Source organism: Nocardioides sp. 1609 (genome assembly GCF_004522105.1).
In the GTDB taxonomy this organism is placed as follows: Bacteria; Actinomycetota; Actinomycetes; order Propionibacteriales; family Nocardioidaceae; genus Nocardioides.
Map to the genome: position 1 here is coordinate 292,673 of NZ_SPUJ01000005.1, position 14,212 is coordinate 306,884.

Sequence of the window (14,212 nt, forward strand, 5' to 3'; positions counted from 1 at the left end):
CGGGTGCCGCCCCTACGATCGGCGGGTGAGCGACGACGCCGGACCCGAGCAGCCCGAGGGGCTGCCGGAGGGGTTCTCGCGGGTCCTCGCCGACTACGAGCGCCACCTGGTCCTCGAGCGCGACCTGACCCCCCACACCGTCCGGGCCTACCTCGGCGACGTCGCCGGGATGCTCGAGCACGCCGCCCGGATGGGCTGCGCCGACGTCGCCGAGGTGGACCTGCGGACCCTGCGCAGCTGGCTGGCCAAGCAGCAGAGCCTCGGCCGCTCCCGCACCACCCTGGCCCGGCGGGCCACCGCGGTCCGGGTCTTCACGGCCTGGCTCGCCCGCACCGACCGGGTCGCCGCCGACGTCGGGTCGAGCCTCGGCTCGCCCAAGGCCCACCGCACGCTGCCCTCGGTGCTGCGCGCCGACGAGGCCCGCGACCTGATCGCGGCCGCCGTGGAGGCCGCCGACGACGGCAGCCCGGTCGGGCTGCGCGACATCGCGATGCTCGAGCTCCTGTACGCGACGGGGATCCGGGTGGGCGAGCTGGTCGGCCTCGACGTCGACGACGTCGACCGCGACCGCAACGTCGTCCGGGTCCTCGGCAAGGGTCGCAAGGAGCGGACCGTGCCGTTCGGCCGCCCGGCCGCGCGCTCCCTCGACTTCTGGCTGCGCCACGGGCGCCCGGCGCTCGTCGTCGACGGCGCCGGCGGCGCCCTGTTCCTCGGGGCGCGCGGGCGACGCATCGACCAGCGTGCGGTCCGCACCCTCGTGCACCGGCGGATCGCCGACGTCCCGGGGGCGCCGGACATGGGTCCGCACGGGCTGCGGCACACCGCGGCGACCCACCTGCTCGAGGGCGGGGCCGACCTCCGCTCGGTGCAGGAGCTCCTCGGTCACGCCTCGCTCGCCACGACCCAGCGCTACACGCACGTGACGACCGACCGACTGCGCCGGGCCTACCAGCAGGCGCACCCCCGGGCCTGAACCCGAGCCCCGGCGCGCTCACCGGAACAGCCCGACCACCACCGCCAGGGGCAGCCGGGGTGCTGGGCCCACCGAGGGGCCCACCGAGGGGCCCACCGAGGCGCCGACCGGCAGGTCGCGCCACAGGGGAAGCAGCCGGACCGGCCCGAGCCCCACGAGACGCAGGGGGTCGAGGTAGGTCGCGGCCCCCTCGATCCAGCCCCAGTGCAGGCAGGCTGTCGGGAAGCAGTGCGACCCGGGCAGCTGGAGCGTGCCGATCCGGTGGCCGGCCGCGACGACGTCGCCGACCGAGAGGGACGCCGTGACCGGCTCGTAGGTCGTGCGGGTGGCACCGTGGCCGACCACCACAACGCCGCGCCCGGCGATCACGCCCGCGAACGACACCGTGCCGGGCAGCGCGGCGCGCACGCCCTGGCCGGGGGACCCCCGCAGGTCCACCCCCCGGTGCCCCGGCCCGAAGGGCGAGTCGGGTGGGTCGAACGGCGCGACCACCTCCGGCTCGGGAACCAACGGCCAGACCCCGACCGGGTCGGGGCCGGCCGGGTCGGCCACGGCGGTCGGTGCCCCGCCCAGGAGGAGCAGCCAGCCGGCGGCGGCCAGCACGACGGCGGCGAGGAGGCGCGCGGCCCCGGGGGTGGCGGTGGTCATGGACCGACGGTGCCGCAGGGCACCGGCGCCCGGCGACGTCCACGGGCCGGCCTGGGGAGAACCGTCGTCGGCGGGGTCCTGTGGACGACAAGTGGTCATCGGCGGATTCGCCGTCCCGCTCGGGCACGGACTACGCTGTGCCCATCACTCGGAAGAGTGAAATTCGCACGCTCCCAGACCGCGACGACCGCCCGACTCCTGTCGGGCAGCCGACCACCCGTGGGCGACGATCCTCGGTCCTGCCGGACACCAGCACCAACGTCCGGCCGGTCGGATCGCGCGTGAGCGTCAGGGCCACCGGCACCCGTCGGCGGCGTCGAACTGAAAACACACCCGGAGCCACCCCGGCGCGTCCTGCCTCAAGGTCGTGCGGACGGCGGTGTCTCCACCACAGGAGAAGAGAACCACCATGGCAGTCGTGACCATGCGCCAGCTCCTCGAGAGCGGCGTCCACTTCGGGCACCAGACCCGTCGCTGGAACCCCAAGATGAAGCGCTTCATCATGACCGAGCGCAACGGCATCTACATCATCGACCTGCAGCAGTCGCTGGCCTACATCGACCGCAGCTACGCCTTCATCAAGGAGACCGTGTCCAAGGGCGGGACGGTCATGTTCGTCGGGACGAAGAAGCAGGCCCAGGAGGCGATCGCCGAGCAGGCGACCCGCGTCGGCATGCCCTACGTCAACCAGCGCTGGCTCGGCGGCATGCTGACCAACTTCCAGACCGTGCACCAGCGGATCAACCGCCTCAAGGAGCTCGACGAGGTCGACTTCGACAACGTCGCCGGCTCCGGTCGCACGAAGAAGGAGCTCCTGCAGATGAAGCGGGAGCGCGACAAGCTCGACAAGACCCTCGGCGGCATCCGCGACATGGTCCGCACGCCCGCCGCGGTGTGGATCGTCGACACCAAGAAGGAGCACCTGGCGGTCGAGGAGGCGCGCAAGCTGCGGATCCCGATCATCGGCATCCTCGACACCAACTGCGACCCCGACGAGGTCGACTTCCCGATCCCGGGCAACGACGACGCCATCCGCGCGGTCGGCCTGCTGACCCGCGTGATCGCCGACGCCGTCGCCGAGGGCCTCATCGCCCGCTCCGGTGCGAAGACCGGTGCGGCCGCCACGGCCGAGGAGCCCCTCGCCGAGTGGGAGCGCGAGCTCCTGGGTGGCGACGCCGAGAAGGCTGCCGAGGCCGCCACCAGCGCCCCGGCCGCCGAGACCCCGGCCGCCGAGGCCACCGGTGCCGCGTCCGAGGGTGCCGAGGCCGCCGAGGTCGCCGAGTCGGCCGTGCCGACCGAGACCCCGGCCGCCGAGGAGCCCGTCGCCGAGGAGCCCGCTGTCGAGGCTCCCGCCGTCGAGGAGCCCGCTGTCGAGGCCCCCGCCGCCGAGGCGCCCGCTGCCGAGGAGACGACCGAGGCTCCGGCCGCGGTCTCCTCGGAGTCCTGATCCAGCTTTCCGCTACCCGTACGAAGGAGTACCCATGGCTTTCACCGCGGCCGACGTCAAGAAGCTCCGTGAGCTGACCGGCGCCGGGATGATGGACTGCAAGAAGGCGCTCGACGAGACCGACGGCGACTTCGACAAGGCAGTCGAGCTGCTGCGCATCAAGGGCGAGGCCAAGGCGGCCAAGCGCGGTGCGGAGCGCGAGGCCTCGTCCGGACTCGTGGCGCACGCGCCCGGCGTCCTGGTCGAGCTCAAGAGCGAGACCGACTTCGTCGCCAAGAACGCCGACTTCGTCGCGGCCGCCCAGCGGATCGCGGACGCCGCGTCGCAGGCCAAGCCGGCCGACGCCGAGGCGCTGCGCTCGGTGTCGATCGGCGACCAGACCGTCGGCGAGATCGTCGACGGGCTGGCCGTCAGCATCGGCGAGAAGATCGAGCTCGGTCAGTTCGCCTACTTCGACGGCAACGTCGTCGCCTACATGCACAAGCGTGCGGCCGACCTGCCGCCCGCCGTGGGCGTCCTCGTCCAGTACGAGGGAGACGCGGAGGCCGCCCGTGCGGCCGCCATGCAGGTCGCCGCGATGCGCCCGCAGTACCTCACCCGCGACGAGGTCCCCGCCGACGTCGTCGCCAAGGAGCGCGAGATCGCCGAGGCGACCTCGCGCGAGGAGGGCAAGCCCGAGCAGGCGATCGCCAAGATCACCGAGGGTCGGCTCAACGGCTTCTTCAAGGACGTCGTCCTGCTCGAGCAGGCCTCGGTGACCGAGAACAAGAAGACGGTCAAGGCCGTCCTCGACGCCTCCGGCACCACCCTGACGCGGTTCGCCCGCTTCGAGGTCGGCGCCTGATCCAGGCCCCACCGTTCCGTCCCAGCAGCGTCGCCGACCCGTTCGGCGGCGCTGCTGGTGCTTTCGGCAGCCGCGTGGCCGGCCAGCTCGGCGCAATTGCCGCGCCGTGGGCAGCTGTGGCGGCACGAGCTGGCCACAGGGCTGCAATTGCATCGAGTTGGCCGGCTCGCGTGGCGCAGATCCGGGCGCGTGGGGGAGCAGGACCCGACCGGCGGTGCGGTGCGGGTGAGCGGGCGGTAGCCTCACAGCGACCTATCACGGACGGAAGGACCCGATGACCGGCTACAAGCGAGTCCTGCTCAAGCTCTCGGGCGAGGTGTTCGGCGGCGGCAGGGTCGGGGTCGACCCCGACGTCGTGCAGACCATCGCGCGGGAGATCGCCGCAGTCGCGCAGGCAGGCGTCCAGATCGCCGTCGTGACCGGGGGAGGCAACTTCTTTCGCGGCGCCGAGCTCCAGCAGCGCGGCATCGACCGCGTGCGTGCCGACTACATGGGGATGCTCGGCATCGTCATGAACTGCCTGGCCCTGCAGGACTTCCTCGAGAAGCTCGACGTCGAGACGCGGGTCCAGACCGCGATCACGATGGGCCAGGTCGCCGAGCCCTACATCCCGCGCCGGGCGATCCGGCACATGGAGAAGGGCCGTGTCGTCATCTTCGGCGCCGGCATGGGGATGCCGTTCTTCTCCACCGACACCGTCGCCGCCCAGCGCGCCCTCGAGATCAAGGCCGAGGTCGTGCTGATGGGCAAGAACGGCGTCGACGGCGTCTACACCGCCGACCCGAAGGTCGACCCCACCGCCACCAAGCTCGAGGCGCTCACGTTCCAGGACGCCCTCCAGCAGGGTCTGCGCGTGGCCGACGCGACGGCGTTCGCCCTGTGCATGGAGAACAAGATGCCGATGATCGTGTTCGGCATGGAACCCGAGGGCAACATCCTGCGCGCGGTCCAGGGTGAGAGGATCGGCACGCTCGTCAGCGCCGACTGACCCGGCCCCCCGAGCCCCACGAGCAGCACCCGTCGCACGAGCCGCCCGCACGAGCGTCACCACCGGAAAGGGACCACCCGTGATCAAGGACATCCTCAACGAGGCCGACAGCAAGATGGACAAGTCGGTCGAGGCGACGCGCGAGGAGTTCGCGGCGATCCGGGCCGGTCGCGCGACCCCGTCGATGTTCAGCAAGATCGTCGTCGAGTACTACGGCACCCCGACCCCGCTGCAGCAGCTCGCGTCGTTCACCGCGCCCGAGGCGCGGGTCATCATGATCCAGCCCTTCGACATGAGCGCGATGCCCAACGTCGAGAAGGCGATCCGCGACTCCGACCTCGGCGTGAACCCCGCCAACGACGGCAAGGTGCTGCGCTGCGTGTTCCCCGAGCTCACCGAGGAGCGCCGCAAGGAGTACATCAAGCTCGCCCGCGGCAAGGCCGAGGACGGCCGCGTCGCCGTGCGCAACCTGCGTCGCAACGCCAAGCAGGCCCTCGAGAAGCTCGAGAAGGACGGCGAGGTCGGCAAGGACGACGTCACCGGCGCCGAGAAGCGGCTCGACGGCGTGACCAAGAAGCACACCGACGAGATCGACGAGATGCTGAAGAACAAGGAGGCCGAGCTGCTCGAGGTCTGAGACCTCCGCTGCCCGACCCCACCCATGCCGCCCGCGTCCCCGCCCTCGTCCCCGTCGTCGTCCGGCTCCCCGGCCTCCGGTCCGTCGACGGTGCCGCCGAAGGACCACGGGCGGGCCGGGCGTGACCTGAAGGCCGCCATCGGCTCGGCCGTGGTGCTGCTCGGCGCGATCGCGGCCTCGTTGGCGTTCTGGAAGCCGGCGTTCATGGTGATCGTCGTCATCGCCGTCGTGGTCGCCATCTGGGAGCTGCGCCAGGGCCTGCTCGCCAAGGACATCGACCTGCCCGAGCAGCCGCTGATGCTCGGCGGCGTCGTGATGGTCGTCGTGGCCTACCTCTGGGGCACCGACGCGCTCGTCACCGCCACCGCGGTCTCGGCGCTCGTGGTGATGCTGTGGTTGCTGCGCCGGGGGATCGACGGCTACGTGAAGACCGCCACCGCGTCGGTCTTCACGCTCGTCTACGTCCCGTTCCTCGGCTCGTTCGTGGCGCTGATGCTCTCGGAGGGCGGCCTCGACGGAGGCGGCCTCGACGACGACGGCGTCCAGGGGATCCTGGCCTTCATCCTGGTCACCATCGCCTCCGACATCGGCGGCTACATCGCCGGCGTGCTCTTCGGCAAGCACCCGATGGCGCCGGTGATCTCCCCGAAGAAGTCGTGGGAGGGCTTCGCCGGCTCGGCGCTGTTCTGCCTGGCCGCCGGGTGGGCGCTCGTGGTCCTGCTGCTCGACGGCGAGTGGTGGGTCGGGCTCTGCCTCGGCCTGATCGCGGTGGTCATGGCGACCCTCGGCGACCTGTGCGAGTCGGTCATGAAGCGCGACCTCGGCATCAAGGACATGAGTCGGGTGATCCCGGGCCACGGCGGCCTGATGGACCGGCTCGACTCGCTGCTGGCCACGATCGCGCCGATCTGGCTGCTCCTGCACTACCTCGTCTTCACGTGAGGCGGCCCCGCTCGTGAGGCTGCACCTCGTCCGCCACGGCCGCCCGTCGGTCGACCTCGACCGGCCCGCCCACGAGTGGGTGCTCGACCCCGCGGGGTACGACGACGTGTGGGCGCTGCGGGACCGGCTGCCGCGGCGCGCGGCGTGGTACTGCTCGCCGGAGCCCCGGGCCACCGAGACCGCCCAGCTGCTCACCGACGACGGCGTGGGGATCCTCGACGGGCTGCGCGAGCACGTGCGTGACTCGACGGTGTGGATCGAGGACCTCGAGGGAGCCGTCCGCGACGCGTTCGCGAGGCCCGAGGTCCCCGTCCGCGACGGCTGGGAGCCGCTCGCGCTCTGCCGCGATCGCGTGGTCGCCGCCGTCGAGCCGATCCTCGCCGCCCACGCCGCCGCCGACGTCGTCCTGGTGGGCCACGGGACCGCCTGGACCGTGCTGGCCGCCGTCCTGACCGGCACCGAGCCCGACCTCGACCGGTGGGCCCGCCTCACCCTCCCGGACGTGCTGGTCCTCGATCTGCCCTGATCGCTGCGCCCCACCGCCTACGATCAGCGGTGATGAGCACCGATGAGGGCGTCCGCGTCGCCCAGGGCGACCCCGAGACCCCGCCCGACGGCACCGCGACGCCGCCCGAGGAGCCGACGCCGGCCGACGACCCGGCGTCGCTCGACGACCCGGCGTCGTCGTCGGAGCCCGACGCTCCCCGGTTCTGGCACCGCGAGCACCCGGTGTTCACCCCGCTGGCCGGGTTCTTCGCCGGGGTCGCCGCCATCCTGGTGGCGCTGCTCGCGCTCGGCTGGCTGCTCGACATGGTGATCGGCTACGACGTGTCGGACCACCCGTGGATCCTGCTGGTCGCCGTCGGCCTGGTGCTGGTGGTCGACCTGGTGCTCATCGCCCTGCCGCGGACCCGCCGGTTCGCGCGCTACATGCTCTTCGGCGTCCTGCTCACGCCGCTCGTGGTGGCGCTGACGGCCGTCGCGACGACGTACCTGCTGCTGCGGAGCGACGGCTGACCCCAGGGCCCGCCGAGCCGGCCGAGCCCGCCGGGCTCACCGGGGCTCAGCGGGCGACGTCGTCGTCGTGGACCCAGTGCAGGGTCCGCTCGACGGCCCGGTCCCACGCGGCCCGCTCGCGGCGCCGGAGCGCGTCGCTCATCGCCGGCTCCCAGACCGCGGCGCGGTGCCAGTTGTCGCGCAGACCCTGGAGGTCGGGCCAGTAGCCGACGGCCAGTCCGGCGGCGTACGCCGCGCCGAGCGAGACCGACTCCGCGACGAGCGGTCGCTCGACCGGCACGGCGAGGACGTCGGCCACCGACTGCATGAGCAGGTGGTTGGCGGTCATCCCCCCGTCGACCTTGAGCCGGGCGAAGTTGATCCCCGTGTCGGCGGCCATCGCCTCGACCACCTCCGCGGTCTGCCACGCCGTCGCCTCGAGGACGGCGCGCGCCAGGTGCGACCGCGTCACGTACGACGTCAGCCCGACCACCACGCCGCGCGCGTCCGGCTGCCACCGCGGCGCGAAGAGCCCGGCGAACGCCGGCACGATGTAGCACCCGCCGTTGTCCTCGACGCGGCGCGCGAGCGTCTCGATCTCGGGCGCCGAGCGGATCATCTCCAGCGAGTCGCGGAACCACTGCACGAGGGCACCGGCGACGGCGATCGACCCCTCGGTGGCGTAGACCGGGGCCTGCCCCTCGAGGGCGTAGGCGACGGTCGAGATCAACCCGTGCTCGGAGGTGGGGATCTGGTCGCCGGTGTTCATCAGGAGGAACGCGCCGGTGCCGTAGGTGCACTTCGCCTCGCCGGCCTCGAAGCAGGTCTGGCCGAACAGCGCGGCCTGCTGGTCGCCGAAGGCACCGCCGATCGGCACCCCCGGCAGGCCGACGACGCACTCGCCGTACACCTGGGCGTTCGGCCGGACCTCGGGCAGCAGCTCGCGCGGGATGTCGAGCGCGTCGAGCAGGCGCTGGTCCCAGTCGAGCGTGCGGATGTCCATGAGGAGGGTCCGGCTCGCGTTGGTCACGTCGGTGACGTGGACGCCGCCGTCGGGACCGCCGGTGAGGTTCCAGATCAGCCAGCTCTCCATCGTCCCGAAGGCGATCTCGCCGCTGCGCGCCCGGCGCTCGAGCCCGGGCACGTGGTCGAGCAGCCACCGCAGCCGGGGGGCGGCGAAGTAGCCGGCCGGGGTCAGCCCGCACACCTCCCGGAACAGGTCGGCGTGGGGACCGCGGTTCAGGTCCTCGACGAGGTCAGCCGTGCGGGTGTCCTGCCAGGTGATGGCCCGGGCGAGCGGCCGCCCGGTCGTCCGGTCCCAGACCACGGTGGTCTCGCGCTGGTTGGCGATCCCGACCGCGGCCAGGTCGTCGGCCGACAGCCCGGCGTCCGCGAGCGCCTCGGGCAGCACCCGCAGCGTGTTGCGCCAGATCTCGGCGGCGTCGTGCTCGGCCCAGCCCGGCTGGGGGTAGTGCTGGGCGTGCTCGTGCTGGGCCACCGACACCATCCGGCCGTGGTGGTCGAAGATCAGGCAGCGCGTCGAGGTCGTGCCCTGGTCGATCGCCGCGACGTAGGCCCTCATCGTCGGGTTCTCACAGGCGGTCCTGCAGGTGCACCGAGATCGCGTCCGCGGCCGCGACCACCTGGTCGACGATGCCGGCGCGCGGCTCGCCCGCGGCCGCGATCACGCGGTCCCGGGGCCCGACGACGGCCAGCGCGCCCACGCCGATGCCGATGTGGTGCCGGATCGGGGCGGCGACCGCGGCGACGCCCGGTCGGAGGGTGCCGTCGGTGAGGACCCAGCCGCGCCGGAAGGTCTGCTGCACCACGCGGGTCAGGTCGATGCGCGTCACCGGCGTCGACGGCGTGTACGCCGGCAGCCGGAGGTCGTGCAGCCGCCCGGCGGCGGGGGAGAAGGCGAGCAGGGTGATGCCGAGGGCGGTCGCGTGCAGCGGCTGGAGCTCGCCGACCCGCAGCTGCTGGGGCGACCCGTCGGGGCGGAAGACGTGGTGGAGCACCTCGACCGACTGGCCGGTGAGGATGCCGAGCTGCACCTCGAGCTCGGTGCGCGCGGCGAGACCGTCGGCCCAGTTGACGGCGCGCGAGCGCAGCAGGTGCGGGTCGAGCGCCTCCCCGAGGCGCGACAGGCCGGTACCGAGGGCGTAGCGCCCCGTGTCGCGCTCCTGGACGACGAAGCCCACCTCGCACAGGGTGCGCAGGATGCCGTGGGCGGTCGGCTTGGGCAGGGCGAGCATCCGGGCGACGTCCCCGAGGGGGACCGGCTCGGAGAGCGCCCCGAGGAAGTGCAGCACCACCGCGGCGCGCTCGATGGACTGGATGGAGCCGGGCACCGGCCCATCCTAGGGTCCGTTCGACCATGTCGACCCGACGTTCGACCATGTCGAACGCCAGGGGTGGCGCGGAACCCGTGACGGGCGTCACAGTGGTCGCGGTGCCGACCACAGGCACCCGGGAGGAGAACACTGCTGTGTCCACGAAGAAGAACACCCTGGTCGGCGAGCTGAGCGCCGAGTTCGCCGGGACCCTGATCCTGATCCTGTTCGGGTGCGGCGTCGTCGCGTCCGTCGTCGCCGCCGGACGCGGGGACGCCGACTCGATCAGCTGGGCCTGGGGCCTCGGGGTCGTGCTCGGCATCTACACCGCCGGCAAGATCACCGGAGCCCACCTCAACCCCGCCGTGACCATCGCGCTCGCGGCGTTCCGCGGCTTCCCCTGGAGCAAGGTCGGGCCGTACGCCCTGGCCCAGCTCGCCGGCGCGTTCGTCGCGGCGATCATCGTGCGCTTCACCTACGCCGACTTCATCAAGGCCATCGACCCCGACCTCGGCAAGGCCTCGATGGGCATCTTCTTCACCTCGCCGGGCGCCACGCCCGACGGCGAGGCAGTCGTGTCGATCACCACCGCGTTCGCCGACCAGCTGCTCGGCACCGCGATCCTGGTCTTCCTCGTCCTGGCGCTGACCACGGCGACCAACGCCCCGCCGATGGCGAACCTGACGCCCTGGTTCGTCGGCATGATCGTCGTCGCGATCGGCATGGCCTGGGGCGCGAACGCCGGCTACGCCATCAACCCGGCCCGTGACCTCGGCCCCCGGCTCGCCGCCTGGATGACCGGGTACGGCAACGACGTGTGGGAGGCGGCAGGGAGCAACGACGTCTACTTCTGGGTGCCGATCGTGGCCCCGGTGATCGGCGGCCTGATCGGCGGCGTGGCGTTCAAGTACCTCATCGAGATCCACCTGCCCGCCGAGGAGCCGGAGACCGCCGGCGAGAAGGGCGTCCAGGCCTGAGGCCTCGGCACGACCCCCACCTCACGACACCTCACGTCCACACCACCACAGGAGACACCCATGGCCCAGTACGTCGGAGCAGTCGACCAAGGCACCACCAGCACCCGCTTCATGATCTTCGACCACAGCGGCAACGAGGTCGCCCGGCACCAGCTCGAGCACGAGCAGATCATGCCGCAGGCCGGCTGGGTCGAGCACGACCCGGTGGAGATCTGGGAGCGCACCAGCTCGGTCCTCCAGACCGGTCTCGGCAAGGCCAACCTGAACGCCAGCGACCTGGTCGCCCTCGGGATCACCAACCAGCGCGAGACCACCGTCGTGTGGGACAAGAACACCGGCCGGCCCTACTACAACGCGATCGTGTGGCAGGACACCCGCACCGACAAGATCGCCAGCAAGCTCGAGCGCGACGGGCACGGCGACCTGATCCGGCAGCGGGCCGGGCTGCCGCCCGCGACGTACTTCTCGGGCGGGAAGATCCAGTGGATCCTGGAGAACGTCGACGGTGTCCGCGAGGCCGCCGAGCGGGGCGACGCGCTGTTCGGCAACACCGACTCGTGGCTGGTGTGGAACCTCACCGGCGGCACCGACGGCGGCGTCCACGTGACCGAGCCGACCAACGCCAGCCGCACCATGCTGATGGACCTGGAGACCCTGGAGTGGGACGACGAGCTGCTCGCGCTCTTCGACATCCCGAAGGCCATGCTCCCCGAGATCCGGTCCTCCAGCGAGCCCGACGCCTACGGCACCACCCGGGCCAACGGCCCGCTGCGCGGCGAGGTCCCGATCACCGGCATCCTCGGCGACCAGCAGGCGGCGACCGTCGGTCAGGTCTGCTTCGCCCCGGGCGAGGCCAAGAACACCTACGGCACCGGCAACTTCATGCTGCTCAACACCGGCACCGAGCTGGTCCGCTCGAAGGCCGGCCTGCTGACCACGGTCTGCTACAAGTTCGGTGACGCCGACGTCGTCTACGCCCTCGAGGGCTCGATCGCGGTGACCGGCTCCGCCGTCCAGTGGCTGCGCGACCAGCTCGGCATCATCAGCGGTGCCGCGCAGAGCGAGTCGCTGGCCCGCCAGGTCGACGACAACGGCGGCGTCTACTTCGTGCCGGCGTTCTCGGGCCTGTTCGCGCCGTACTGGCGCTCCGACGCCCGCGGCGCGATCGTCGGGCTCTCCCGCTACAACACGAACGCGCACCTGGCCCGCGCGACCCTGGAGTCGATCTGCTACCAGAGCCGCGACGTCGCCGAGGCGATGGAGAAGGACTCCGGCGTCACGCTCGAGGTGCTCAAGGTCGACGGCGGCGTCACCGCCAACGAGCTGTGCATGCAGATCCAGGCCGACGTCCTCGGGGTCGAGGTCAGCCGCCCGGTGGTGGCCGAGACGACCGCGCTCGGTGCGGCGTACGCCGCGGGCCTGGCGGTCGGCTTCTGGAACAACACCGACGAGCTGCGCGAGAACTGGAACGAGGCCAAGCGCTGGTCGCCGCAGTGGAATGACGAGCAGCGCACCGAGGGTTATGCCCAGTGGAAGAAGGCCGTCGAGCGCACGCTCGACTGGGTCGACGTCGACTGAGGCGCGGACCAGGGCCCGACCCACCCGGTCGGGCCCTGGTCACCGCACCACCCGGCAGTACCGTCGAGAGAAACCACCCCGAGAGGAAGTCACCTGCCATGAGGTCCGTCGCACTGTCGCCCGAGTACCGCGAGGAGTCCTTGCGCGCCATGGCGGCCGAGGAGCTCGACATCCTGGTGATCGGTGGGGGCGTGGTCGGCGCGGGCAGCGCGCTGGACGCCGCCACCCGCGGCCTGAAGGTGGGCCTGGTCGAGGCTCGTGACTTCGCCTCGGGGACGTCGAGCCGCTCCAGCAAGCTGGTCCACGGCGGCCTGCGCTACCTGGAGATGCTCGACTTCCGGCTCGTGGCCGAGGCGCTCAAGGAGCGTGGCCTGCTCCTGCAGGAGCTGGCCCCGCACCTGGTGACCCCGGTGGCCTTCCTCTACCCGCTGCAGCACCGCTGGTGGGAGCGCTTCTACGCCGGTTCGGGCGTCGCGCTCTACGACGTCATGTCGCGGGTCTCGGGCCGCGCGGGCGTCCCGCTGCACCAGCACCTGACCCGCAGCGGTGCGCGCAAGCTCGCGCCGTCGCTGCGCAAGGACGCGCTCGTCGGCGCGCTGAAGTACTACGACGCCCAGGTCGACGACGCCCGGCACACCATGTTCCTGGCCCGTACCGCCGCGGCGTACGGCGCGAAGGTGGCCTCCCGCGCCCGCGTGGTCGAGCTGGTCCGCGAGGGCGAGCGGGTCACCGGCGCCGTGGTCCGCGACCTCGAGAACGACACCACCGTCACCATCCGCGCCAAGCAGATCGTCAACGCCACCGGCGTGTGGACCGACGAGACCCAGGACCTCGGCGGCCAGCGCGGCCAGTTCCACGTCCGGGCCAGCAAGGGCATCCACCTGGTGGTGCCCAAGGACCGGATCCGCTCGGAGGTCGGGCTGATCCTGCGCACCGAGAAGTCCGTGCTCTTCGTCATCCCGTGGGGACGGCACTGGATCATCGGCACCACCGACACCGACTGGACCCTCGACAAGGCGCACCCCGCCGCGAGCCAGGCCGACATCGACTACCTGCTCGAGCACGTGAACGCCGTCCTCGAGACGCCGCTGACCCGCTCCGACGTCGAAGGCGTGTACGCCGGCCTCCGCCCCCTCCTGGAGGGCGAGTCCGAGGCGACGTCGAAGCTGTCGCGCGAGCACGCGGTGGGCCACCCGGCGCCCGGCCTGGTCGTCGTCGCGGGCGGCAAGTACACGACGTACCGGATCATGGCCCAGGACGCCGTCGACGAGGCGGTGCACGGCATGTCGGCGCTGTTCGACCGCACGGTCGGGCCGTCGGTGACCGCGAAGATCCCGCTGCTCGGCGCCGAGGGCTTCCAGGCCGCGAAGAACGCCCGGCACCTGCTCGCGGAGTCCTCGCGCCTGCACGAGGTGTGGATCGACCACCTGCTCGGCCGCTACGGATCGCTGATCCACGAGCTGCTCGACCTGGTGGCCGCCGACCCGTCGCTGGGCGAGCCGCTCGAGGGCGCTCCCGACTACCTGCGGGTCGAGGTCGTCTACGCCGTCTCCCACGAGGGAGCGCGCCACCTCGACGACATCCTCACCCGGCGCACCCGGCTCTCGATCGAGACCTTCGACCGCGGTGTCCGCGCGGTCGAGGAGGTCGCCGACCTGGCCGGCCCGCTGCTGGGCTGGAGCGACGAGCAGCGCGCCCTCGAGATCGAGCACTACGTCAAGCGGGTCGAGGCCGAGCTCGAGAGCCAGCAGATGCCCGACGACGCCACCGCCGACGCCGCCCGGCTCGGTGCGGCCGACGTCGTCCCGCTCACGAGCTGAGGGCCTGCGGTTCCGTCGGCGCTCGCTGG

General features: G+C 72.2%; 14 protein-coding genes. 11 read left to right on the forward strand and 3 right to left on the reverse strand.

Features of this window, described 5'->3' with window-relative positions:
• Window positions 1–25: 25 nt before the first annotated feature.
• A complete protein-coding gene (locus E4623_RS15225) occupies window positions 26–973 on the forward strand; it encodes a tyrosine recombinase XerC (RefSeq protein ID WP_134767397.1) in 948 nt (315 codons plus the stop codon).
• Window positions 974–991: 18 nt separating this feature from the next.
• Here the strand turns inward: E4623_RS15225 and E4623_RS15230 are convergent, their stop codons facing one another.
• A complete protein-coding gene (locus E4623_RS15230; RefSeq protein ID WP_134767398.1) occupies window positions 992–1,621 on the reverse strand; it encodes a peptidoglycan DD-metalloendopeptidase family protein in 630 nt (209 codons plus the stop codon).
• Between the two features lie 409 nt (window positions 1,622–2,030).
• Here E4623_RS15230 and rpsB point away from each other — a divergent pair, with 409 nt between their 5' ends.
• The 7 genes from rpsB (at window position 2,031) to E4623_RS15265 (ending at window position 7,496) form a co-directional block, all read left to right on the forward strand.
• A complete protein-coding gene (rpsB, locus tag E4623_RS15235; RefSeq protein WP_134767399.1) occupies window positions 2,031–3,068 on the forward strand; it encodes a 30S ribosomal protein S2 in 1,038 nt (345 codons plus the stop codon).
• Window positions 3,069–3,102: 34 nt separating this feature from the next.
• Complete coding sequence (gene tsf / locus E4623_RS15240; protein WP_134767400.1) at window positions 3,103–3,912, forward strand: translation elongation factor Ts; 810 nt, start codon at window positions 3,103–3,105, stop codon at window positions 3,910–3,912.
• 274 nt (window positions 3,913–4,186) lie between these two features.
• Window positions 4,187–4,900 carry a UMP kinase gene (gene pyrH / locus E4623_RS15245; RefSeq protein ID WP_134767401.1) on the forward strand — a complete coding sequence of 238 codons (714 nt, stop codon included), beginning with the start codon at window positions 4,187–4,189 and terminating at the stop codon, window positions 4,898–4,900.
• A gap of 82 nt (window positions 4,901–4,982) precedes the next feature.
• A complete protein-coding gene (frr, locus tag E4623_RS15250; protein WP_209020721.1) occupies window positions 4,983–5,537 on the forward strand; it encodes a ribosome recycling factor in 555 nt (184 codons plus the stop codon).
• Between the two features lie 90 nt (window positions 5,538–5,627).
• Window positions 5,628–6,479 carry a phosphatidate cytidylyltransferase gene (locus tag E4623_RS15255; RefSeq protein ID WP_245155094.1) on the forward strand — a complete coding sequence of 284 codons (852 nt, stop codon included), beginning with the start codon at window positions 5,628–5,630 and terminating at the stop codon, window positions 6,477–6,479.
• A gap of 13 nt (window positions 6,480–6,492) precedes the next feature.
• Window positions 6,493–7,005, forward strand: coding sequence for a histidine phosphatase family protein (locus tag E4623_RS15260; protein WP_134767404.1), 513 nt, complete (start codon window positions 6,493–6,495; stop codon window positions 7,003–7,005).
• 32 nt (window positions 7,006–7,037) lie between these two features.
• Complete coding sequence (locus tag E4623_RS15265) at window positions 7,038–7,496, forward strand: hypothetical protein (RefSeq protein WP_134767405.1); 459 nt, start codon at window positions 7,038–7,040, stop codon at window positions 7,494–7,496.
• Window positions 7,497–7,542: 46 nt separating this feature from the next.
• Here the strand turns inward: E4623_RS15265 and glpK (E4623_RS15270) are convergent, their stop codons facing one another.
• On the reverse strand, window positions 7,543–9,057 hold the full coding sequence (glpK, locus tag E4623_RS15270; RefSeq protein WP_134767406.1) for a glycerol kinase GlpK: 1,515 nt from the start codon (window positions 9,055–9,057) through the stop codon (window positions 7,543–7,545).
• Between the two features lie 10 nt (window positions 9,058–9,067).
• Window positions 9,068–9,826, reverse strand: coding sequence for an IclR family transcriptional regulator (locus tag E4623_RS15275; RefSeq protein ID WP_134767407.1), 759 nt, complete (start codon window positions 9,824–9,826; stop codon window positions 9,068–9,070).
• Window positions 9,827–9,927: 101 nt separating this feature from the next.
• On the opposite strand from E4623_RS15275, the gene E4623_RS15280 reads away from it, so the two are divergent.
• From E4623_RS15280 to E4623_RS15290, 3 genes are all read left to right on the forward strand, one after another.
• A complete protein-coding gene (locus tag E4623_RS15280) occupies window positions 9,928–10,785 on the forward strand; it encodes an MIP/aquaporin family protein (protein WP_245155095.1) in 858 nt (285 codons plus the stop codon).
• A gap of 60 nt (window positions 10,786–10,845) precedes the next feature.
• Window positions 10,846–12,363, forward strand: a complete 1,518-nt coding sequence (gene glpK / locus E4623_RS15285) for a glycerol kinase GlpK (RefSeq protein ID WP_134767409.1) — start codon at window positions 10,846–10,848, stop codon at window positions 12,361–12,363.
• A gap of 98 nt (window positions 12,364–12,461) precedes the next feature.
• Window positions 12,462–14,183, forward strand: coding sequence for a glycerol-3-phosphate dehydrogenase/oxidase (locus tag E4623_RS15290; RefSeq protein WP_134767410.1), 1,722 nt, complete (start codon window positions 12,462–12,464; stop codon window positions 14,181–14,183).
• Window positions 14,184–14,212: the final 29 nt, after the last annotated feature.